This is a genomic window from Pseudoalteromonas sp. S16_S37 (assembly GCF_014694405.1).
Lineage (GTDB): Bacteria > Pseudomonadota > Gammaproteobacteria > Enterobacterales > Alteromonadaceae > Pseudoalteromonas.
In genome coordinates this window covers 26,224-48,141 of record NZ_JAAUWV010000014.1, presented here as the reverse complement: position 1 = coordinate 48,141, position 21,918 = coordinate 26,224, and the positions used below count along the sequence as shown (strand labels likewise).

At 41.9% G+C, this 21,918-nt stretch carries 22 protein-coding genes; 17 read left to right on the top strand and 5 right to left on the bottom strand.

The features are described from left to right. Positions 1-39: 39 nt before the first annotated feature. Entirely contained in the window at positions 40-432 is a 393-nt protein-coding gene (locus HC733_RS08925) for a c-type cytochrome (protein ID WP_190364704.1), read from the bottom strand. 163 nt (positions 433-595) lie between these two features. Then, positions 596-1,246: an isoprenoid biosynthesis glyoxalase ElbB gene (elbB, locus tag HC733_RS08920; protein WP_190364703.1), complete on the bottom strand. Its 651-nt coding sequence runs from the start codon at positions 1,244-1,246 to the stop codon at positions 596-598. Between the two features lie 430 nt (positions 1,247-1,676). Here elbB and polA point away from each other — a divergent pair, with 430 nt between their 5' ends. The 3 genes from polA to HC733_RS08905 all read left to right on the top strand — a co-directional run bounded on the left by polA (position 1,677) and on the right by HC733_RS08905 (position 5,876). Beyond that, a complete protein-coding gene (gene polA / locus HC733_RS08915; protein ID WP_190364702.1) occupies positions 1,677-4,442 on the top strand; it encodes a DNA polymerase I in 2,766 nt (921 codons plus the stop codon). Between the two features lie 353 nt (positions 4,443-4,795). Continuing rightward, positions 4,796-5,368, top strand: coding sequence for a YceI family protein (locus HC733_RS08910; RefSeq protein WP_190364701.1), 573 nt, complete (start codon positions 4,796-4,798; stop codon positions 5,366-5,368). Further along, on the top strand, positions 5,352-5,876 hold the full coding sequence (locus HC733_RS08905; protein ID WP_190364700.1) for a DUF1285 domain-containing protein: 525 nt from the start codon (positions 5,352-5,354) through the stop codon (positions 5,874-5,876). Before HC733_RS08910 ends, HC733_RS08905 begins: the two co-directional genes overlap by 17 nt. Before the next feature lie 9 nt (positions 5,877-5,885). Here the strand turns inward: HC733_RS08905 and yihA are convergent, their stop codons facing one another. Then, positions 5,886-6,539, bottom strand: coding sequence for a ribosome biogenesis GTP-binding protein YihA/YsxC (gene yihA, locus HC733_RS08900; protein ID WP_190364699.1), 654 nt, complete (start codon positions 6,537-6,539; stop codon positions 5,886-5,888). Positions 6,540-6,852: 313 nt separating this feature from the next. Between yihA and HC733_RS08895 the strand changes: the two genes are divergently transcribed. The 11 genes from HC733_RS08895 (at position 6,853) to HC733_RS08845 (ending at position 16,026) form a co-directional block, all read left to right on the top strand. Next, positions 6,853-7,485 (top strand): c-type cytochrome, encoded by a 633-nt coding sequence (locus HC733_RS08895; protein WP_190364698.1) that lies wholly within the window; start codon positions 6,853-6,855, stop codon positions 7,483-7,485. Between the two features lie 682 nt (positions 7,486-8,167). Next, complete coding sequence (locus tag HC733_RS08890) at positions 8,168-8,809, top strand: class I SAM-dependent methyltransferase (RefSeq protein ID WP_446727626.1); 642 nt, start codon at positions 8,168-8,170, stop codon at positions 8,807-8,809. Next, complete coding sequence (gene yihI, locus HC733_RS08885) at positions 8,806-9,393, top strand: Der GTPase-activating protein YihI (protein ID WP_190364696.1); 588 nt, start codon at positions 8,806-8,808, stop codon at positions 9,391-9,393. Before HC733_RS08890 ends, yihI begins: the two co-directional genes overlap by 4 nt. Beyond that, a complete protein-coding gene (locus HC733_RS08880) occupies positions 9,393-9,908 on the top strand; it encodes a DUF2489 domain-containing protein (protein ID WP_190364695.1) in 516 nt (171 codons plus the stop codon). The genes yihI and HC733_RS08880 overlap by 1 nt, the downstream gene beginning before the upstream one ends. Positions 9,909-10,213: 305 nt before the next feature. Then, on the top strand, positions 10,214-11,149 hold the full coding sequence (locus HC733_RS08875) for a CHAD domain-containing protein (protein ID WP_190364694.1): 936 nt from the start codon (positions 10,214-10,216) through the stop codon (positions 11,147-11,149). A gap of 36 nt (positions 11,150-11,185) precedes the next feature. Then, entirely contained in the window at positions 11,186-12,085 is a 900-nt protein-coding gene (locus HC733_RS08870) for a DUF350 domain-containing protein (RefSeq protein ID WP_190364693.1), read from the top strand. A gap of 71 nt (positions 12,086-12,156) precedes the next feature. Next, positions 12,157-13,809, top strand: coding sequence for a polyamine aminopropyltransferase (locus HC733_RS08865; RefSeq protein ID WP_446727629.1), 1,653 nt, complete (start codon positions 12,157-12,159; stop codon positions 13,807-13,809). Between the two features lie 76 nt (positions 13,810-13,885). After that, a complete protein-coding gene (locus HC733_RS08860; RefSeq protein WP_190364691.1) occupies positions 13,886-14,299 on the top strand; it encodes a YjfI family protein in 414 nt (137 codons plus the stop codon). Positions 14,300-14,324: 25 nt separating this feature from the next. Next, positions 14,325-15,017 (top strand): PspA/IM30 family protein, encoded by a 693-nt coding sequence (locus HC733_RS08855; protein WP_190364690.1) that lies wholly within the window; start codon positions 14,325-14,327, stop codon positions 15,015-15,017. 55 nt (positions 15,018-15,072) lie between these two features. After that, positions 15,073-15,708 (top strand): DUF4178 domain-containing protein, encoded by a 636-nt coding sequence (locus HC733_RS08850; protein WP_190364689.1) that lies wholly within the window; start codon positions 15,073-15,075, stop codon positions 15,706-15,708. After that, on the top strand, positions 15,709-16,026 hold the full coding sequence (locus tag HC733_RS08845) for a hypothetical protein (RefSeq protein WP_190364688.1): 318 nt from the start codon (positions 15,709-15,711) through the stop codon (positions 16,024-16,026). Between the two features lie 93 nt (positions 16,027-16,119). On the opposite strand, the gene HC733_RS08840 is transcribed toward HC733_RS08845, so the two are convergent. Beyond that, positions 16,120-16,266: a hypothetical protein gene (locus HC733_RS08840; RefSeq protein ID WP_190364687.1), complete on the bottom strand. Its 147-nt coding sequence runs from the start codon at positions 16,264-16,266 to the stop codon at positions 16,120-16,122. A gap of 339 nt (positions 16,267-16,605) precedes the next feature. Between HC733_RS08840 and acnB the strand changes: the two genes are divergently transcribed. From acnB to HC733_RS08825, 3 genes are all read left to right on the top strand, one after another. Next, positions 16,606-19,203: a bifunctional aconitate hydratase 2/2-methylisocitrate dehydratase gene (acnB, locus tag HC733_RS08835; protein WP_190364686.1), complete on the top strand. Its 2,598-nt coding sequence runs from the start codon at positions 16,606-16,608 to the stop codon at positions 19,201-19,203. Positions 19,204-19,423: 220 nt separating this feature from the next. Further along, positions 19,424-20,056 (top strand): 2OG-Fe dioxygenase family protein, encoded by a 633-nt coding sequence (locus HC733_RS08830; protein ID WP_190364685.1) that lies wholly within the window; start codon positions 19,424-19,426, stop codon positions 20,054-20,056. Positions 20,057-20,065: 9 nt separating this feature from the next. Continuing rightward, positions 20,066-21,304, top strand: coding sequence for a cysteine desulfurase-like protein (locus HC733_RS08825; protein ID WP_190364684.1), 1,239 nt, complete (start codon positions 20,066-20,068; stop codon positions 21,302-21,304). Positions 21,305-21,374: 70 nt separating this feature from the next. On the opposite strand, the gene HC733_RS08820 is transcribed toward HC733_RS08825, so the two are convergent. Beyond that, positions 21,375-21,833: a cyclic nucleotide-binding domain-containing protein gene (locus tag HC733_RS08820; RefSeq protein WP_190364683.1), complete on the bottom strand. Its 459-nt coding sequence runs from the start codon at positions 21,831-21,833 to the stop codon at positions 21,375-21,377. Positions 21,834-21,918: the final 85 nt, after the last annotated feature.

Below are 21,918 nucleotides of genomic sequence, written 5' to 3'. Positions count from 1 at the left end.
AACCGAAGAGAATAAAATGTTCCCTTCGGTTTATTAGAATTACTTCGCTGTCATAAAGTCAATTGCTGCGGCAATTTCGTCATCCGAACAGTTCATACAAGTACCACGAGGAGGCATTGCATTGAAGCCATTAATTGCATGATCAAGTAATACATCTTTACCTTTAGCAAGGCGAGGCACCCAATCGTCAGCGCTTTTTGGTGCACCTAACGCGCCTGTACCGTGACATGCAAAACATGCAGCTTGATATACTTGTTCACCCGAGCGTGGTCCTGTTGGAGCCGCTTCGGCTGCGCTGTCTGCGCCAGCTAAATACACTTCGCCAATAGGGGCTAGGCGTTTTTGGATTGCTTCTTCAGTTAAAGCGTTGTCATAAGGCTGCGCAATAGCGGCCGTTGATAGCAATAAAAGTGCTGCCGAAAGTTTTTTCATTTGTCTTGCTCACTTCATTTGGACGTGATCAATCACGATAAGATGACGGAATTTCTAGCGATTATAACGCCACCAATTAATTTATAAAACCAATCTTGTACATATTAAGATAAAAATGCCCAATTTATTGCTTTGGCGCAAATTTTTATTGGACATTTTCTCTTTAAGCCATTTCAATCAACGCTTGCATTGCTTTGTAGATCCCTTTCGATGCATCGCTAATAGATTCTGCTAGCATGTATGCTGGTGTACTAATTACTTTTTGTTCATTATCAATGATGATGTCATCAACAGTACATGCGACATGCTTTGCGCCAAGCTGGTTGACAGCTTTGGCTGTTTGCTCATCGTTACCAATCGTGGCAAGCGTGCCTGTTGGGTGAATGTGCCCAATTAAAGCTGGCGCAATACATAAGTAGGCAATTGGTTTTCGCTGCTGTGCAAACATTTGACAGAATTTTTTTAGAGGCTCGTAAATATTCGATTGGGCACCATCGAAAGCAAAGTTGCTAAGGTTTTTGGCGACCCCAAAACCACCTGGAAGCACTAAAGAGTCAAAATCATTGGCATTTAACTGCGCTAGATCTTTTATGTCGCCTCTTGCAATGCGGGCTGATTCTTCTAAAACGTTGCGTGTTTGCGCTTGTTCTTCACCAGTTAAATGATTGATAACATGGTGCTGTTGGATATCGGGTGCGAAGCATTGATAGCTGGCACCTAGTTGTTCTAAATGCAACATTGTTAGCACAGACTCATGGATTTCTGCACCATCAAAGACGCCACAGCCACTCAATATTATTGCGATTTTTTTCATTTTGACTCCCTCTAGTATCTGTTTTAACTGGCTTATGCTTTATCGTCATTAGCCAAGAAGAAAAATATTATAAAGGATCTTATTTGATCTTTGATCAAGTATGTTAGTATACCCGTCCGCTTAGATATGAGCGCTTGATTTTTGAACAAAGTGTTCTAATCTTTGTGGGCGGCAAAATGTTTTTCCACATTTGACGTAGAAATAACAAGAATAATAGATTGCTTTTTCTTTATAACTTTCAATGGTTTAAATGTTACAGTGAGCATTTTTTTACATGCCCGCTGAGATAAACCGTGTTTATCTACAAAGTTATCCACAGTTTGTTAGGCTCTATAAGTTTTATAAGACTTATTTTTATCCCTCGTTTTATCGGTGTCCTTATGGCATGCTTATGCTGTTTTTTTAAAGCTCATTTAGGATCCCCTTTATTATGTCTTCGATCCCCGAAAATCCGTTGATTTTGGTTGATGGTTCTTCTTATCTTTTTCGCGCCTATCATGCGCCACCTCACCTGACTAACTCTAAAGGCGAAGCGACAGGTGCAATATATGGCGTGGTAAACATGCTTAAAAGTCTGTTGAAGCAGTATCAACCTAGCCACATGGTAGTAGTGTTTGATGCAAAAGGGCCGACTTTTAGAAATGAAATGTACAGCGAGTACAAAGCGCATCGCCCGCCTATGCCAGATGATCTGCGCACACAGATCCAGCCGATCCACGATATTATAAAAGCAATGGGTTTACCTCTTGTTAGTATCAGTGGTGTCGAAGCTGATGATGTTATTGGCACCTTTGCGCGAATTGCATCGGAACAACAACGCCATGTATTGATAAGTACCGGTGATAAAGACATGGCGCAGTTGGTTAATGAACATGTGACTTTGATCAACACCATGACCAACACTGTGCTTGACCCTCAAGGTGTCGTTGACAAATTTGGTATTGGCCCTGAGCTTATCATTGATTACTTAGCGCTTATGGGTGACAAGGTTGATAATATTCCAGGCGTGCCGGGCGTTGGTGAAAAAACGGCGCTTGCCATGTTACAAGGTATCGGGTCAATAGATACATTGTACGAACGTCTTGATGATATAGCTGGTCTAGGTTTTCGAGGCTCAAAAACAATGGCTAAAAAGCTCGAAGAACATAAAGAGCAATTAGTATTGTCTTATGAGTTAGCGACAATTAAGTTGGATGTAGATGTTGAACAGGATCTAAGCCAATTTGCTATTGGTGAAGTGAATAAAGATCTGTTGATAGAACTGTATGCTCAGTGCGAGTTTAAACGTTGGCTAAGTGAACTACTAGATGGCACTGCAGGTAACAGTAAAGCGGATATTACTGATGTAGAAGGGCAAAGCAGCGCGCCTGCGTTAAAGCAAATTGAAGCACACTATGAGACGATTTTGACTGAGGAGCAATTAGATACTTGGCTTGCTAAGTTACGTGCAGCTGAGCTGATGGCGTTTGATACAGAAACGACAAGCTTAGATTATATGCAGGCAGACTTGGTTGGGATGAGTTTTGCTGTAGCGCCTGGCGAAGCTGCTTATTTGCCGATAGCTCATGATTATGTTGGCGCGCCGGAGCAGTTATCAAAAAGTTTGGTTTTTGAAAAAGTAGGGCCTTTGCTAGCGGACCCAGCAATTAAGAAAGTTGGACAAAACCTCAAATATGACAAAAGCGTGTTAGCACGAGCTGGCTTGGAATTAAACGGCATTGCGTTTGATACCATGCTTGAGTCTTATGTATTTAATAGTGTTGGCACACGTCATGATATGGACTCTTTGGCTCTTAAGTTTTTAGGCCACAAAAATATCAGTTTTGAAGATATTGCTGGTAAGGGAAAGAGTCAGCTCACCTTTAATCAAATAGAACTAGAAAAAGCGGCGCCTTACGCTGCTGAAGATGCAGATATTACGTTGCGTTTGCATCAACACTTATGGCCGCTTTTAGAACAGCACAAAGAATTACTGCCTGTTTTTAACGACATTGAATTACCGTTACTGTCTGTCCTATCGGACATAGAGCGTACCGGTGTTAAAATTGACTCTGACATGCTTGCTAAACAAAGTGTTGAGTTAGCTAAGAGATTAGAAGAAATTGAAAAAGAGGCGTTTGAGTTGGCAGGAGAGGAGTTTAACTTGAGCTCACCTAAGCAACTACAGGCCATCTTATTCGATAAGCAGGGTTTACCTGTTATTAAGAAAACGCCAAAAGGTGCACCATCAACTGCTGAAGAGGTGCTGCAAGAGTTAGCGCATGATTATCCATTACCAAAGCTCATCATTGAGCATCGTGGTTTAGCTAAGCTTAAGTCGACTTACACCGATAAGTTACCGAAATTGGTTAACCCAGAAACTGGACGTGTGCATACCTCTTATCATCAAGCGGTGACAGCAACAGGGAGGCTTAGTTCAAGTGATCCTAACTTGCAAAATATTCCGATCCGTAACGAAGCGGGTCGTCGTATTCGTCAGGCATTTATTGCTGATGCAGGAAAACAAATTTTGGCAGCAGACTACAGCCAAATTGAACTACGTATTATGGCACATTTGTCTCAAGATAAGGGCTTACTGAGTGCCTTCGCTCATGGCAAAGATGTACACAGTGCCACCGCATCAGAAGTATTTTCAGTTCCTTTAGAAGAAGTCACCTCCGATATGCGTCGTAAAGCCAAAGCGGTAAACTTTGGTCTAATCTACGGCATGAGTGCATTTGGTTTATCTCGTCAGTTAGATATTCCTCGCCATGAAGCGCAGCACTATATGGATAAATACTTCGAGCGCTTCCCTGGGGTACTTGAGTATATGGAGCGAACTCGTGAAGAGGCAGCCGAGAAAGGCTATGTAGAAACGTTGTTTGGACGCCGACTGCATTTGCCCGATATCAAAGCGCGTAATGGTGCGCGTAGAAAAGCAGCGGAACGAGCCGCTATCAATGCACCGATGCAAGGTACTGCTGCTGATATTATTAAAAAGGCTATGCTGAAGGTGAGTGACTGGCTGCATACCCAATCGAGCGATGATATTAAGTTATTGATGCAAGTACACGATGAACTCGTATTTGAAGTAGCTAAGGATAAAGTCGTTCAATTTAGTGCGATAATTTGTCAATTGATGAGTGAAGCAGCCACTTTAGATGTTCCTTTGTTGGTAGAGGCTGATTATGGTGAAAACTGGGATCAGGCACATTAGTCAAAAATTAATATTTTTATAAAAGGGCGCTCAGCGCCCTTTTTTATAAGCCTACGAGTAAAGAAAGCGTAAATAGGAACAATAGAATGTTTAAAAAACATCAAATTGGCCCCATTTTTGCTAAGAGGCATTTATTTCTAGTTTGGGTTTTGCTACAGTGCGCGCGTCCTCATCCTGTAGGACATCCTGTTGATGATGTATCTCTCGCAAGAGGATACAACGTATTGATAGCTTCTCCCCAGATTGCTATAACGGCTCACCTATTTTAGTGAGCCGTGTTTTTCTTCTCTCATATGTATCTACAACAAATGCATGTTAGTATTAGAGCTCTAAGTCTTTAAAAGGATCTCTTTATGCTTAAGCCCTTATTACTTTGTGCGAGCTTACTGTCATCTTCAGCATTTGCTGCATGGCAATTAGATAATTCAAATAGCGATCTTAGTATCACTTCAATTAAGAAAAACAGCATTGCTGAAAATCATCATTTTAAGCAGCTCAGTGGTGCTTTATCTGATGAAGGCAAGCTCACCTTCTCGATTGAGCTAAGCAGTATCGAAACGTTGATCCCAATTAGAAATCAACGTATGCAATCATTGCTATTTGATGTTGCTAATTTTCCTCAAGCACAAGTGAGCGCTGATCTGTCATCTCATCTAAAAACACTTACCACTGGCGTACAAATTATAAAGTCGGTACCTGTTGAGTTGCTAATGCATGGTAGACGCAAAGAGTTAAAACTAGATTTAGTTGTCAATATGCAAGATAGTCAGCTACATGTGACGCCACTGCGAGCTGTTTTAGTCAATGCCAACGATTTTGATTTGGCTGCGGGTATCGAAGCACTGCGAAAAATTGCAGGGCTAGATAGTATCGCAACTATGGTTCCAGTAACGTTTAGTTTGGTATTCAATGAGCAGTCTAAGTGATTTAATTGCTGAACTGGTAACGCCTCATGCCCCGACAGAGCAATGGTCGGGGCAAACTTGCGGTATGCTCGATATGTCGATAGACGAGCAGGGGCGTTGGTTTCATCAAGGAGGCGAGATTAAGCGCTTAGGATTACTGAAACTATTCGCCAGTGTGTTGAGTTGTGAACAGCAGCGTCAGTGGTTAACTACCCCTGTCGAAAGGTGTGAGGTGCAAGTTGCTGATGTAGCGTTTTTAATTAGCAGTTGGTACAGGCAATCATCGGACGATGGAGAAGTGTTAGTGGCGGTTGATAATCTTGGTCGAAAATGGCCTATCTGTGAGCAGTTTCCTTTGCTGCTGCGGCGTTTTCATCAGCAAGATCTTCCATACTTACAATTAGGTCGCGGGTTACAGGCACGGGTATCGAGAAATTCGTATTATCAATGGGTAGAAGAGCTTGCTGAGCAAGACAAACAAGGTGTTTATATCTGCTCAGCGGGGCAAAAATATTATTTAACTCAATAACGATATCGCTTAATCAGCATCGACTTCGTTAGCATCTTGGTCCGTATCAGGCTTTACGAATGGACCCAAGTACCAATCATCAAGTTTCCAAGCAAGCTCATTTAAGCCAATGCCTTTTAATGATGAAAAAGCATGAACTGTTATATCAGCATCGAGTTCAGCCAATGCTTTACGTACTTGCAATACTTCCGCTTTACGTTTGCCTTGTTTGAGTTTGTCGGCTTTTGTTAGCAGTGCAAGGATAGGTATTTCACTATCTACTGCCCAGTTGATAAGGTCCATGTCTAGATCTTTTAGGGGATGGCGAATGTCCATGAGTATCACTAAACCTTTAAGGCTTTTACGCTTTTGTAAATATTCTCCCAATGAACGTTGCCACTTTTTCTTCATTTCGATAGGCACTTTGGCAAAGCCATAACCTGGTAGGTCTATAAGTCGCTTTTCTGCATCAAGTTCAAATGTATTGATTAACTGAGTACGACCTGGCGTTTTACTGGTGCGCGCAAGCTTTTGATCTGTTAGGGCGTTCAAGGCGCTCGATTTACCAGCATTGGAGCGACCAGCAAACGCAACTTCTATACCTTCATCAGCAGGTAATTTAGAAATATCAGGGGCACTGGTGATAAAACTTGCAGTGTGGTATTTGATTCGAGATTTGAGCACAGGCTCTCCTAACAATAAGATAAAAGGTAAAACAAACGTAGTTTATAACACTTAGTAGCATTGCAAAAGCAGGCATTATTGCATCTGCATGCTCGAAAAGTTGATTTTCCACCTTGCTAGAACTTAATCTATGTCAAAACCCCATAATTTATAAGCTTAATGTGGGCAGAAAACGTGCCAGAAAATTTAATATCGTGTAGAATGTAAAAATTGCAACGTAAATAGATAGATTGTCTTCTCACGTTACGCTGAAAAATACATGTTATCGTGAAGTGAGATGGAAACATTACAGGGTCGAAACAGAGAATTTACCATGAAAAAAATAGCATTAACTTTAACAATGTTGCTTGGTACGTTGTCAGCAAGCAACGCAACAGCATTTGATGGCGACGCAGAAGCGGGTAAAGCAAAGTCTGCAACATGTGCAGCATGTCACGGCCCAGATGGCAATGCTCCTGTGACTATGTACCCAAAAATTGCTGGTCAGCATGCTGATTACATCTATAAGCAATTGACTGAATTCAAACTAGGCATGACATCTGGTGGTAGTGAAGGTCGCATGGACCCTGTGATGAGTGGTATGGCTATGCCGTTATCTGATCAGGATATGAAAGATTTGGCGGCTTATTTTTCTTCACTAAATATGAGTGCAGGCACTACTCCTGAAGATGTTGTTGATGCAGGCGCAAAGTTATTTAAGGCTGGTGACGCAGAGCGTGGTATTCCTTCATGTGCTGCTTGTCATGGTCCTAGAGGTAATGGTACATCTTTAGCTAAGTTCCCTAAAATCTCATTCCAGCATCCAGAGTATATCAAGTCTCAATTGCTAAAATTCAGAGACGGCACACGTGCAAATGACCTCAACGGTATGATGCAAGATATTGCGAAAAAGCTGACAGATAAAGACATTGAGATACTATCTAAGTACCTAGGTGGATTACACTAAAGTCTGATAGTCAGTCTATGAGCTTGGCTATAGACTGTACTAATCGCATAAAAAGGCAGCGAAAGCTGCCTTTTTTGATCTCGTCTTTGGAGTGAGATATTCTCTCTTACCTTTGTGAGACATTTGCCATATAGATTTGTAAGAATATTCTTATTTTTGTTTTTTTTTGAATTGTAAGTATTTGTAATCTAGAAACTTACAATATTTTCATGAAAGAAATTTTAGGAAAATTACTATTAACCAGTTGTAACTATTTCATTAAGGCGTAGATTAACTGGTGTCGCCAAGACAACAAAACAACATGGATAATTCGCGATGGAAGCGTAGGTGGCAAATTTAGTACTAAGTCTGGTACTCATCATTATGGAAATAACAATAAAGTGTCAGGATTGACCGAGAATAATAAAAGCCCCATGGAAGTTTAATAATAAAAACAATATGGAAAGGCTCAGGGAAGTAAAACTAAAAACAAAATGGAAGACAGCATAATAAAAATAATAAAGACTTAAAAGTCGAAGGGAGAAGTGTCCAGTTTGAGACGCTCAGATTAGTAGACGGTAGGGAGTAATCTCTACCGTCTTTTTATTTATGCCTACTAATAGACCTGCTACAATACGCCCCTTATTAAATATCCGATAAGATTGTTGTGAAACCGAGTTCACCTTGTGGTTTATGCGCTAGTGTGGAGATTATCCACTATCATCAAGATAAATTCAGACATTACTGGCAATGTAACCAGTGTGGTCTGGTTTTTGTTGATGCAAGTGAGCAATTAACAGCACAACAAGAAAAAGCGATTTATGATAGCCATGAAAATGATTTGTCTGACTTAGGCTATCGACGTTTTTTGTCAAGGGTGAGTGAGCCTTTGTTGGCTCGCCTTAAAAAACCAAGTTATGGACTTGATTTTGGATGTGGGCCAGGGCCACTGCTTGCGAAAATGCTTACAGAAGCGGGCCATCAAGTGGCGCTTTATGACCTATACTATGCCAATCAACCAGAGGTATTAACGGGACAATATGACTTTATTACATGTACCGAAGTAATAGAGCATATTGCACAGCCAGAGAAAGTCCTAACACGATTGTTTAACTTATTGAAACCAGGTGCGCCATTAGTATTGATGACAAAATTGGTGCTTGATAAGGCGCGTTTTAGTACTTGGCACTATAAGAATGACTTAACTCACATAGCGTTTTTTAGTCGCAAGACGTTCGCCTATGTGGCACGAATTTATGATAGCGAGGTCGAGTTCATCGGCAACGATGTCATTATCTTAACAAAACCTGAGGTGCGAACTGCACCAAGTGAAGACACATTATGACCAGAAAGAAGAAAACCCGTAAAGTTGCCAGTAATGGCACGCCAAGACTCAGCAAAGAAAAATTGCAAGAACTCAGGGCGATAAAAGAGCAGCGTACGAAGAAATATAAAGGTGCCAAGCCTGGCTCGCGGAACGCACAAGAAGCGAAGGTGAATCAAGAAACGGTCACAGCTAAGGGCAACAAAGACAGCCGCGTAGGTAGCAAAAAGCCAATTCCATTGGTTGCAACAGAGCAAACTCAAGAGCAGCATCAACCTGTGCTACAACGCCATTTACAGCCTCAAGTTGAGCTTAAAAAAGTGAAACCAGTGCTTTCTCCAGAACAGGAGCTGGAACAACTTGAAAACGACGAGCGCTTAATGGAGTTACTTGAACGCCATGAGCGCGGTGAGTTGTTAACTGGTAAAGATGCTAAATACTTTAATCGCAGTGTGGCGCGTCACCAAGAGTTATGTGAACTATTGGGCTTAGAAGAGGATGAGTTTGAAGAACAAGATATCATCGAAGATGATCCGCTTGCTGCTTTTATGAGTAATGACCTTGCTAATGAATGGTTAGCTGATGATGAGGATGAGGAGAAGTAATGTCTATGTGGTTGGTGATGGCAATTATTATAGGTGCACTGATCATCGCGGGGTTATCGTTTTATGCAGGTAAACTGCTTTGGCAGCTCAAAGCACAAAAGGAACTCATTGCCAAGCGCCAAGCAGAGCATAGTGAGCAGCTGGTTAAGGCCCGTCAGCAAAGAAATGCCAAGCTCGCTGATAGCATTAATTTGCTAGCAAGGGCTATGAAAGAAAAGCAATGTGAGTATTCCGAAGGCTGTTTAAGAGTCTGGGTATTGATTTCTCAATACAGTTTTTCTGAGGAAATTGAGTTACATACAGCATATCCCGGCGTTCATCAAATGTATGAAGTTGTAAAAGATATGCCGACTCATGACGCGCGAAAAAAATACTCCAAAAAGGAAGTATTCAAAATGGATAGCGAACGTTGGCGTGCAGAACAACGTTTAGAGCAGGAAATTCTCAAAGACTGTGAGCGTTTAGCCGCAGAGTTTCAACCTTTACCTGGCAGTGAAAACATAGTATTTCAATAACCTTAGCGGGTTGGGAAAAGCGACTTTTATGTCGCTTTTTTTATAAGACTTATTTGAAAACTTAGCCCCAGGTTTGGGCAAGCATTTTGAAAGAAGGAATGCTTGTAAACTTTTTAGTCAAATTCGTTTATCAAACACTGAGCTAGTTTATCTCTTTTTAATATAACGCCCTTTGAAAGCGAGTGTAGATAGGTCTCCATCATGCTCATTTTATTGCTATTTCCTGCTTGGCATCGGACATAACCTATGTGACACTAACATCGGGAATTCTATTAACATGATTAGTTAATCAAACGGTGACATGAATGTCGAAAATCAAAACATGGGAACTTATCTGCTTGTTTTGCGTAGTTTGCTTTTTAAACGGCTGCTCTTCGAAAGAAGAGCAGTTGCAACAGTCTATTACACAAGCTACCCAAAACGCGGAACAAGAACTCCAGCAACTCAAGAATGAGCTCGAACAGGGCCAGATCCGTAATGCAAACCTACTGAAAGAGTACAGTAAGGTATTGCAAAAGCAACGGCCAGAACTCGCGCAAATCAGCGAAGTTATCGCCCAAGATGCAACAAACAATGGACCACTTTTTCAAGGCTTAGCTAAACGTCTTGAGGAAATAAAAAGCCTACCCGCTTCTGCTGCAGGTGAACAAACGCTGCAACGTTTAGAGGTGTTGCGTGAAGCGATGAAGCCAAGTTTATTTGGTGATGCACTAACCGACCCAATTAACATGCTTGCTGATATGTCAAATGGCACCTTAGCCAGAGTGGGGGCTGTCAGCCAAAGTGCAGAGGGTCCTGGCGAGGGCAACCAGCTTGTAGGCAACCCAAATTATGGTCAATGGCAAACAAATAGCAACGGTATTAGTTTCTGGCAATGGTACGGCATGTATCGAATGCTGGGTGATGTTATTGGCGCGGTTGAGTATGGTAGTTGGAGTAAACGCCGTAAATATAGCTATTACAATGATTACGGCCGTTATCGCTATTCAAGTCCCAAACAAATCAAATCACAAACCACGTTGGAAACGCGTACTCGTCAGTCTTATGAACGCCAAGGGAAGCAGTTTACCAGTCCGTATGCTAAACAACGAAGCGGTGCATCAGGTTTGAGTCGAAGTAGTTACACACCCACCAGTGCCCCAAGTAGTTATGCGAAAAATAGTTCGTACAGTAAGCGCAGTGCGGGCTCGGTACGTAATAGCAGCAGCCGGACCTCTCGCGGTGTGAGTCGTGGCAAGTAATGTTGAGTGTAAAGAACAACTATTGGAGTTTAAAAAATGTATGAATTTAATGGAATAACGATGTGGTCTTTACAAGCTTTGGCCATAGACTTTGCGATTATTATCGCGCTATTTGTGAGCCTAAAATTTATCAAAGGCTGGGTATCTAATTTGCACGCTAATGATGAAATAACCGAGCGTGATAACTTTGCCTTTGGGATCAGCTTTGCGGGTGGTTTAGTTGCTTTAGCAATCGTATTAACTGGTATCAGCAGTGGGGCTTTTGCCCCTTCATTGCAGCAAGAAGCGCTGCAAATGGGCGGTTATGGCTTACTGGCGATTGCGCTGATAAAGTTGGGGCATTTTTTTCAAGATAGAGTCGCGCTGCGTAAAGTGAGTTTGCATGATGAAATTGTAAAAGGCAATGCCACCGCTTCCTTGATTGACTTTGGGCATGTTGTAAGTGTGGCGATTGTGATCCGCTCGGCCCTATTTTGGGTTGCAACGGAAGGCTGGCATGGTCTGCCTATTGTTATTGTATCGTTCATTATCGCTAATTTTGTGTTGCTGCTAGTTAGCCAATACCGAGTGCAATTATTTAAACGTACTAATCGCAATGGTGATTGTTTACAACAAGCGATACTTGATGACAATTTGGCTGTTGGCATTCGCTATGCGGGCTTTTTGATCGGCAGTGCCTTAGCACTCACAGCTGCGTCGGGTTTGGCGCCTTATGCAGCTGATAACCTAGTTGCGAGCTTGGGGTATTGGGCAATGTGCGCGCTAATTAGTATCCTGGCATTTATTGTATTGCACTTAGTCACGATAAAGATCATTTTGTCTGGCTGTGATATTTCAGATGAAGTAAATCGACAGAAAAATGTAGGTGTTGCTGCGATCTCTGCGGCTATTTCGTTCGCAATAGGAATTACCATGGCCACATTGCTAGGTGCCTAATTTTGTCTGATTCAGTTCTTAGTCCAAGCAAGCGCGGCTTGTTTGGGCATGATATTTTACTTATTTCTGTTATGGCCATACTTGCCGGGTGTGGCCTTATTTATGAATATTTACTTTCTCACTACGCTGGACGTGTACTCGGTTCAGTGGAAAGCGCTATCTATGCCATGATTGGCACCATGATCGTAGCGATGGGGATCGGGGCGTTTTTGGCACGTTGGTTTAAAGATGCATTTACTGCTTTTGCATGGCTTGAAAGCCTCATCGCTCTTGTAGGAATGGGCTGTATTCTGGCAATCGCCAGCGTCATTGCTGTTAGCTACTCGTTACCTCATATGTTCTCTGAGATTTTCAATCTTCCGCCTGATATCGTATTAGATGGCTATGTATTTGTGAAACTCCAAGAAATTTCACGCTTTTTACCCTACGTATTTGGCCTATTGCTGGGCATGTTAATAGGCATGGAAATTCCACTGATAGCCCGTATTCGTCAGCAGGTTTATGGTCGGTTTTTGGAAAACAATGCAGGCACAATTTATGGCGCTGATTATATTGGTGCAGGTATAGGCGCCGCAATTTGGGTTAGCATTATGCTGGCTATGCCCATTATGCAAGCCGCAGCGTGGACCGCACTGTTCAATATAGTTGCAGGGTTAGTGTTTCTTTGGCGCTATCATCAATATGTTCGTTTTGCCCGTCTGTTACTACTTTGTCATGTATTATTGCTGGTGCTATTCGCGTTTGTATTGCTCTTTGGCAGCGGTTGGATGAAAGAGCTAAGTAATGTGTTGTATAAGGATAAGGTGATTTATTCACAAGCCACGAAATATCAACATGTGGTGTTGACTGAGCGCTTAAGCAGAAACCAAAATGAGCCAATTACTGATCTGTATCTGAATGGTCGCTTGCAATTTTCAAGTGTAGATGAGCAAATATATCACACCATGCTAGTGTATCCCGCTATGCTTGCTTCAAACCGTCACGACAAGGTTTTGATCATTGGTGGTGGTGATGGTTTAGCGTTGCGTGATGTGCTGAAATGGCCCGTCAAGCATGTTACCTTGGTCGACTTAGACGCCCAATTATTAAACCTATTTGGTCATCAAGATTCACGCTACCATCCTCCCAAGCAGATTGTTGAACGGTTGACCAAGTTAAATATGCATGCAATGGAAGACCCAAGAGCCAAAATCAAAGTTGCAGATGCATTTTTAGAAGTCGAGCGTTTGCTAGCAGCAGGTGAGATGTTTGATACCATCATAGTCGACTTGCCAGACCCTAATCACCCAGATTTAAACAAGATGTACAGTGATTATTTTTATAATCACTTGCGTCAACTGCTTGCGGCAGATGGGGCGATGGTCGTGCAATCTACATCGCCATACCATGCGAAAAAAGCGTTTATTAGTATCGCAAAAACAGTGAAAGTAGCAGGCTTTAGCTTTGTAGAGCAGTATCAGCAAAACGTTCCTTCATTTGGGCAGTGGGGCTGGACAATAGCAACGAAGGCTGGTGCTTCAGCGAGTACGCGCATTGCACAAAAAACGCAACTTCCCGTCTCATCTCGCTGGGCTAGCCGCGATTATTTACTGGCGGCATTTATTTTTCCCAATCTATTTTTTGAACTTGAAAACACAATTGAAGTCAATCAATTAGGTTCAGGTAGATTGTATGATTACTACCGTCAAGCGTGGCAGTTAGAAAGCGAATTGTATAAAAACTAGTTTTATGGTTGACATATTATGTCAACCGTGCAAATCTTAACTACGACATAATATGTCAACTTAACAAGGTGATAAAATGGAATTAAATGAACTTTCAATAAAATTAGCTTCCTTTGAAACTGAAGGAGTAGGCTTTGAGTCTTTTTTGATAGCTAACCCTGGTGAACAGGATGTATTGCAGGTGATTGTTGATGGTAATGATGAATTGCCTATTTTTGTGACGCAGACGGAAGAGCAATTGCTGTGCATTAGTTACTTGTTCGCAGATGAAGAAGTGAAAGAAGATCTTAAAAATGAGTTAAACGAGACATTATTACGCTTAAATGTACCTATTCCATTAAGTGCGTTTGCGAAAGTAGATAATCGTTACGCGATTTTTGGTGCGTTATCTGTTAACTCTTCATTCGATGACATTACCCATGAGTTAGTCACCCTTGCCGATAATGCGATTGAAGCACTTGACGCAGTTACACCTTATTTAAATGACTAAATAGGTATTTTTAGGAGTTAAGATTATGAGCATTTTAAAAAAATTATTTACAGCAGTTCGTGGCGGCGCACGTGAAGTGGGTGAAGCTATCGTTGATGCCAATGGTATTCGTATTTTTGAACAAGAAATTGCTGATGCAAAAAACGCACTTCAAAAAGCAAAGCGTAGTCTAACTGAGGTTATGGCTAAAGAAATGCAAACGACTCGTAAGATCGGTGCGCTGAACGACTCGATTGCTGAGCATGAAAACTATGCAGGTCAAGCGCTCGAAAAAGGTAACGAAGCTCTGGCGTTAGAGATTGCTGAGAAGATTGGTGATTTCGAAACGGAAAAAGCGGAACATGAAGAAGTATTAAGTGGTTTTAGTCAGCATATTATAGTGCTAAAACAACAGATTAAAGAGGCTGAAAAGTCTATCAAAGAAAATCAGCGTCAATTGAGCATGGTAAAGACCACTGAAAGTGTTCAACAGGCAACTATGGCGGTGAATAGCACATTAAACACCAATAGTTCAGCGATGACTTCAGCAAAAGCTTCTTTGGAGCGAATTAAACAGCGCCAACAAGATCGTCAAGATCAATTAGGTGCCGCAAAAGCGCTTGAAGCTGAAACAAATGGCGACGGCTTAAAAGCGAAGATGGCTGAAGCTGGAATTGGCAGCACCAATTCAAGTAGTGCGGATATCTTAGCGCGTATAAAAGCCAAAAAAGGCAATTAATTGGTCGCGAAGAAGGGGTAATTAATTTACCCCTTTACTTTTTATAGGTGAAAGTATGTTTAATCTATTTAAAAAAAAGACACAGCCAACACGTCAATTAAGTGATCCTACGCAGTTAAAAGCGGGTGATATGCTCACCTTGATAGACTCATTTGCTTACCCTCAGTGGCTTAAAGGACAAACGCTTAGAGTTGTAGCTGTAAATACTTACCAATATCAGCACAGTGCTGAATACGAAATGGTACTTGAGAATAACTCGGGGCAAGTTGTATTTTTGCAAATTGAGCAAGAAGATGGTGAGCAGTGGGCTAATTTTTCAATAAAAATTCAACGTGATGATGTAGATGAGATATTTACATTAGATGAGTTTGCGAGGATTTTTGATGAAGACTCATTAACTGAAATTACCGTAGCAAATAAACCAGAACAGTTTAGCCAGTTTTTAGCGACCAGTTACAAGCAGACTGAAGCGCCGTTTGTGAGCTATTTTCATGAGCACGATTATCGAGGGCAAGCACTGCCACGATATGAGCAAGAGGGGGGAGAACCTTGCGAAATGCTCTGTCTGGAGTCGAATGATGGAAACCATGGACTAAATATCGAAATTTGGGATGGTGGTCATACGGATGTATCATTAACATTAACTAGGCCCGTATCTGATATTGTGGAATTGTTTCCTGGGAGCGACTAAGTGAGTGATGCAAAAGCGAAATGGCTACGTCAGGAGCAAGCTGTTAGGGCGACGCAAATGGCGTTTGATCTCAGTAGCGAAGTGCAAAAATCAATCAAAAAACAAGCCATTGATCAAGAATTAACACCATCAGATATGATCCGAAAAATTCTTGGCTTAGAAGTTAAATCTAAAAAGACCCGCCAACGCTTATCGTTTAATTTGAGTAATGAGGAAATTGAACTGTTAGCTGCGAGGTTTGGTGTGCCGACGAGTGATAAACGAGCTGTTAAACAGCGTGTTGCCGAGTTATTAATTGAGCAGGCTAAGCCTAATTAAACTCGGTGCAGGATAAACAAATTCTGCTAATAGCTAAAAGACAGTATAAGTGGCTACTTAACTGTCTTTTTATTTAAAAATGAAAGTAAATTGCTAGCGCGATTGATGCGGTGGTTCAGTAATAATGTTCTGTGCATAAGGGGGCGGTACTACTTGACCTGTGCTAGCGTTACAAGCGCCTTTAACTAATGCAGATTGTTGTTGTGTTAGTGATTTAAGTTGCGTCTTTTTTAGTTTCATTGTTACTTCCTTTTGTGTTGTTAAATACAGTGCCATTTGTACCTAAATCAATCCTAACGTAGAAAAAAATGAAAAAATAAATAATGAGTGATAAAAAGCAAATCTCTGCTGACATACTCTATTTATTGCGAATGATTCCTAGTTACTAAATATTCATGAAAATATACTTGTTTGCACTTGGTCATTCATAGTATTTATAGTGACTATTTAGAGTCGTTTCAGTTGCGAGATTTTCATCTATACTCAAAGGCTTTATAATTAGTCACCGGAATTTATCGGTTGTTGCTTTGTAGTGAAAAACATAAGCAGTCCGATTCACGTCACCAAGAGGGCAAAATTGTGCTTCAAGAATATCGTAAACATGTAGAAGAGCGCGCACAGCAAGGGATCGTACCTAAGCCGTTAGACGCACAACAAACTGCAGATCTTATCGAATTAGTAAAATCACCTGTAGCAGGTGAAGAAGAATTTATCTTAGACCTTTTAGTTAACCGTGTACCACCAGGTGTGGACGATGCAGCATACATTAAAGCTGGCTTTTTAGCAGCGGTTGCTAAGGGTGAAGCTGAGTCTCCACTAGTAAGCAAAGAGTACGCAGCTGAACTGCTAGGTACTATGCTAGGTGGTTACAATATCGCACCTATGATTGATTTACTTGACGATGCAGCACTTGCACCAATCGTTGTTAAGGGCCTTTCAAACACATTATTGATGTTTGATGCGTTTTATGACGTAGAAGAAAAAGCCAAAGCAGGCAACGAATTTGCTAAGCAAGTTATCGAATCATGGGCTAATGCTGAGTGGTTCCTTAACAAGCCTGCTGTAGCTGAAAAAATCTCTGTGACTGTATTTAAAGTGACAGGTGAAACTAACACTGATGATTTGTCTCCTGCACCTGATGCTTGGTCACGTCCTGATATTCCTCTGCACGCTTTAGCAATGCTTAAAAACGCACGTGATGGTATCACTCCTGATAAAGACGGCGAAATTGGTCCAATTTCACAGTTAGAAGAACTAAAAACAAAAGGTTTACCACTGGCTTATGTAGGTGATGTTGTAGGTACTGGTTCTTCTCGTAAATCGGCAACTAACTCAGTACTTTGGTTTATGGGTGATGACATTCCATTCGTACCTAACAAGCGTGTTGGCGGTGTGTGTTTAGGCGGTAAAATTGCACCTATCTTCTTCAACACCATGGAAGATTCGGGCGCATTGCCAATCGAGCTAAATGTTGATGAGTTCAACATGGGTGACCAAATTGACATCTATCCTTACGAAGGCGTTGTTAAGCGTCACGGCACTGATGAAGTTATTTCTACTTTCTCGCTTAAGTCAGAGGTAATTCTTGATGAAGTGCGTGCAGGTGGTCGTATCCCTCTTATCATCGGTCGTGGTTTAACTGACAAAGCGCGTAAATCTCTAGGCTTAGGCGCTGAAGATATTTTCCTTAAGCCTGCGCTTGTAACTGATTCTGGCAAAGGTTTCACCCTTGCACAGAAGATGGTTGGTAAAGCCTGTAACATGCCGGGTGTTCGCCCAGGTCAATACTGTGAGCCTAAGATGACGACGGTTGGTTCGCAAGATACTACAGGTCCTATGACTCGTGACGAGCTAAAAGACTTAGCATGTCTAGGTTTCTCTGCAGATTTAACCATGCAGTCATTCTGTCACACGTCAGCATATCCTAAGCCTATCGACGTGAACACGCACCATACATTACCTGATTTCATCATGAACCGTGGCGGTGTATCGCTTCGTCCTGGTGATGGTGTAATCCACTCATGGTTAAACCGCATGTTGTTACCAGATACAGTAGGTACTGGTGGTGACTCTCATACGCGTTTCCCATTAGGTATTTCATTCCCAGCGGGTTCTGGTGCAGTTGCATTTGCAGCGGCAACAGGTGTAATGCCTCTAGATATGCCTGAATCAATTTTGGTTCGTTTTAAAGGTGAAATGCAGCCGGGTATCACATTACGTGACCTAGTACACGCTATCCCTTACTACGGTATCAAAGAAGGTCTACTAACTGTTGAGAAGAAAGGTAAGATCAATGAGTTCTCAGGCCGCATCCTTGAAATCGAAGGTGTTGAGCACTTAACAGTTGAGCAAGCGTTCGAATTATCAGATGCATCAGCAGAGCGTTCAGCTGCGGGTTGTACAGTTAAGCTATCTAAAGAGTCTATCTCTGAGTACCTAGAGTCAAACATCGTGATGCTTAAGTGGATGATCTCTGAAGGTTACGGGGATGTGCGAACTATTGAGCGTCGTATCACAGCGATGCAAGAGTGGTTGGCAAACCCTGAGCTGATGGAAGCGGATAAAGATGCTGAGTATAAGCACGTACTAGAAATCGACCTAGCTGACATCAAAGAGCCTATTCTTTGTGCGCCAAACGACCCAGATGATGCACGTCTATTATCTGACGTAACGGGCGAGAAGATTGATGAAGTATTCATCGGTTCTTGTATGACTAACATTGGTCACTTCCGTGCGGCAGGTAAACTACTTGATGGTTACTCTGGCCGTATCCCAACTCAGCTTTGGGTTGCACCACCTACTAAGATGGATAAAGATCAGCTAACAGACGAAGGTTACTATGGTATCTTTGGTCGTGTGGGTGCGCGTATCGAAACTCCAGGATGTTCTCTGTGTATGGGTAACCAAGCGCGCGTTGCTGATAAAGCAACCGTTGTGTCTACTTCTACGCGTAACTTCCCTAACCGTTTAGGTACAGGCGCAAACGTATTCCTAGCGTCAGCAGAGCTTGCCGCGGTAGCTGCAATTTTAGGTAAACTACCTACGCCAGCTGAGTACCAAGAATACGCGGCGAAGATCAACGCAACGGCAGCAGATACGTACCGTTACTTGAACTTCCACAAGATGCCTCAGTACACTAAAAAGGCTGACGGTGTGATTATTCAGCAAGCAGTTTAATAACTTAGCTTTGCTAAAAAAGCCGGTGAATTCACCGGCTTTTTTGTACCTTTAATGCGGTTAAAAAATGCTCTGGTATTTTTGGATTGAATAACCTTTATTTCTCGTTAGTTTAGAGCTTTAATCTAAAATTAAGGCTAGATGATAGGTAAATTAAACAGAATTTATTTTTTATTTAATTAGAATTGTCGCTAATTTCACATTAATAGGCGGCAGCAAGATGACAGCAGTAAACAACCAGAATCTGCTTCAACTGCGTTTTATCCAGCAAGCGCATATCGAAGCAGTTAAGCCCTCATTTAATCAACTTCCCGACAACCCATACGCAGATGGTGCATTCCGTAAACGCCGTTACTCAGTTTTAAAGTTTGCTGACAACACAGTTTCAGTGCAGCCAAGCAAAGCATTTGTTCAGGATGATTCAATAAATACCTTCCAAGGTAACGTTGAGCGCGTATACGAAAATTTAGAAGCCGACTTGGTCAATAGCGATGGCTTTAAGCACTTGCTTAACGAATTTAAGCAAATGACTGGTATCAGTGATGAACGCGACATTGAAGTGCATCAGTTCCGTATGCTAGCCATTGAGTCAGATACACCACCGGCACCTGAAGGCATTCACCAAGATGGTTTTGATCATGTGTGCGTGTGTGGGGTGTCTCATGAAAATATCGCCGGTGGCGAGTTGCTTGTATACGAAAACAAAGAGTCTGAGCCTTGCTTTAAAATGGAGATCAAAGACGGTTTGTTTGCTTTGATCAATGACCGTCAGGTTTGGCACAACGCCACACCAATGAACAAATTAGATGCCGATAAAGTAGGCTACCTAGATTGTTTTGTATTTACAGCTTAAGAGCAACCTATGGAACTGACACAATTAAGACGCCAATTTCCGGCATTGATGCAGCAAGTGAATGGTCAATCACCTATTTTTCTTGATGGACCAGGCGGGGCACAAGTACCACAGTCTGTGCTGAGCGCCATGTCTGCTTATTTGGGCTATTACAATTCAAACTTGGGTGGTGCATTCTTCTCAAGTGAAAAAACTGTGAACTTGATGAATGATGCTCGCCAAGCTGTAGCTGATTTGTTGAATGCGCCCAGCAAAGAGCAAATCGTGTTTGGTGCCAACATGACTAGCCTTACATTTAGCTTTAGCCGTGCTATTTCTCGTCATTGGCAAGCGGGTGATGAAGTCATTGTGACCAATGCAGATCATTACTCGAACGTGTCATCTTGGCAACTAGCGGCGGAAGACAAAGGTGCAAAAGTTCAAGCCGTTCGCATTAGCGAAGATGATTGCACACTTGATTTAGCGCATTATAAAAGCTTGCTGAACAACAACACTAAGCTAGTTGCGGTGACCTATGCGTCCAACACCACGGGCTCTATTAACGATATCAAACAGATAGTTGAACTTGCGCACCAAGTTGGTGCATTAGTGTATGTGGATGCGGTGCACTATGCGCCACATGAACTGGTTGATGTGCAAGCCCTTGATTGCGACTTCTTGGCATGCTCTGCTTATAAGTTTTTTGGTCCACATGTTGGCATAGTTTACGGTAAGCGCGAGCACTTAGAAGGGTTTACACCTTATAAAGTTGAGCCAGCTAAAGATGTTATTCCTAGTCGCTGGGAAACGGGCACGCAAAGCTTTGAAGGGTTAGCCGGTGTTATCGCTGCAATTGATTACATCGCCTCACTTAGTGGCATGAGCGAAGATACACCGCGTCGTGAGCGTTTAGCCATAGCATTTGCTAAAACCAAACAGCATGAAATGGCTCTCAGTGACTATTTCCTAACTCGCCTTGAGCAGCTTCCGCAGATCTCGCTATTTGGTATCGCAGATAGAGCGCGTTTAGCTGAGCGTACACCAACATTTGCCTTAACGTTTGATGGCTTTACGCCACGCGAAGTGTCAGAGTTTTTGGGTAAAAAGCACATGTGTGTATGGGATGGTAACTTCTATGCGCAAGGTTTGTGTGAACAGCTAGGAGTAATGGATAAGGGTGGTGTAGTGCGTATCGGTTGTATGCATTACAACACCATTGAAGAACTAGATAAACTATTTAACGCTTTTGAGCAGTTACTTTCAGTTTAATCGTTCAAGTGCAAAGGCCTATCAAGGTGGGCCTTTGCATTATTTATTATGATTCTAAGACCTCAATAATTTATATACTATCTTCTATAAAACTACTGAGTTTATTGATCCGCAAACTCATGCCTTCAATGATTTTGTCTTTGACTTTTTCTCTGATCACATTGGGTAGGCGTGTCATGGCATCAGGTGTAATGGCCAGTAGTATGCTGTCTTTGATAGCTTTGGCGCTAGTTGAGTGCTCTCGGTGACAAATAAATGCACCTTCGCCGATAAATTCCCCAGGTAAAATACGTCCTAACTCTTGTAATTCGTTGCTTTTGAAAATGACAAACTCTCCGCTCAAAACAATAAAAAGTCGATTGTCTAATTCAAAGCGTTTAAAGGCATGGCGACCACTATTGACTAAATAAAGACGGCTAAAAGACTCCAATAATACTTGTCTTTCAGCAAGGCTAAAATCAGCAAAAAAGTTTAGACGGTTGATAATTTCGAGCTGTTTAATAAGAGGTACATTTTCAAGTAATTTCATAAGACAACCGAGTTGTATTTTGGTGCTTAAGATAGTGGCTATTTTTGCCAATGTGGTCAATGAGATTTTTATGTCGCACAGATAG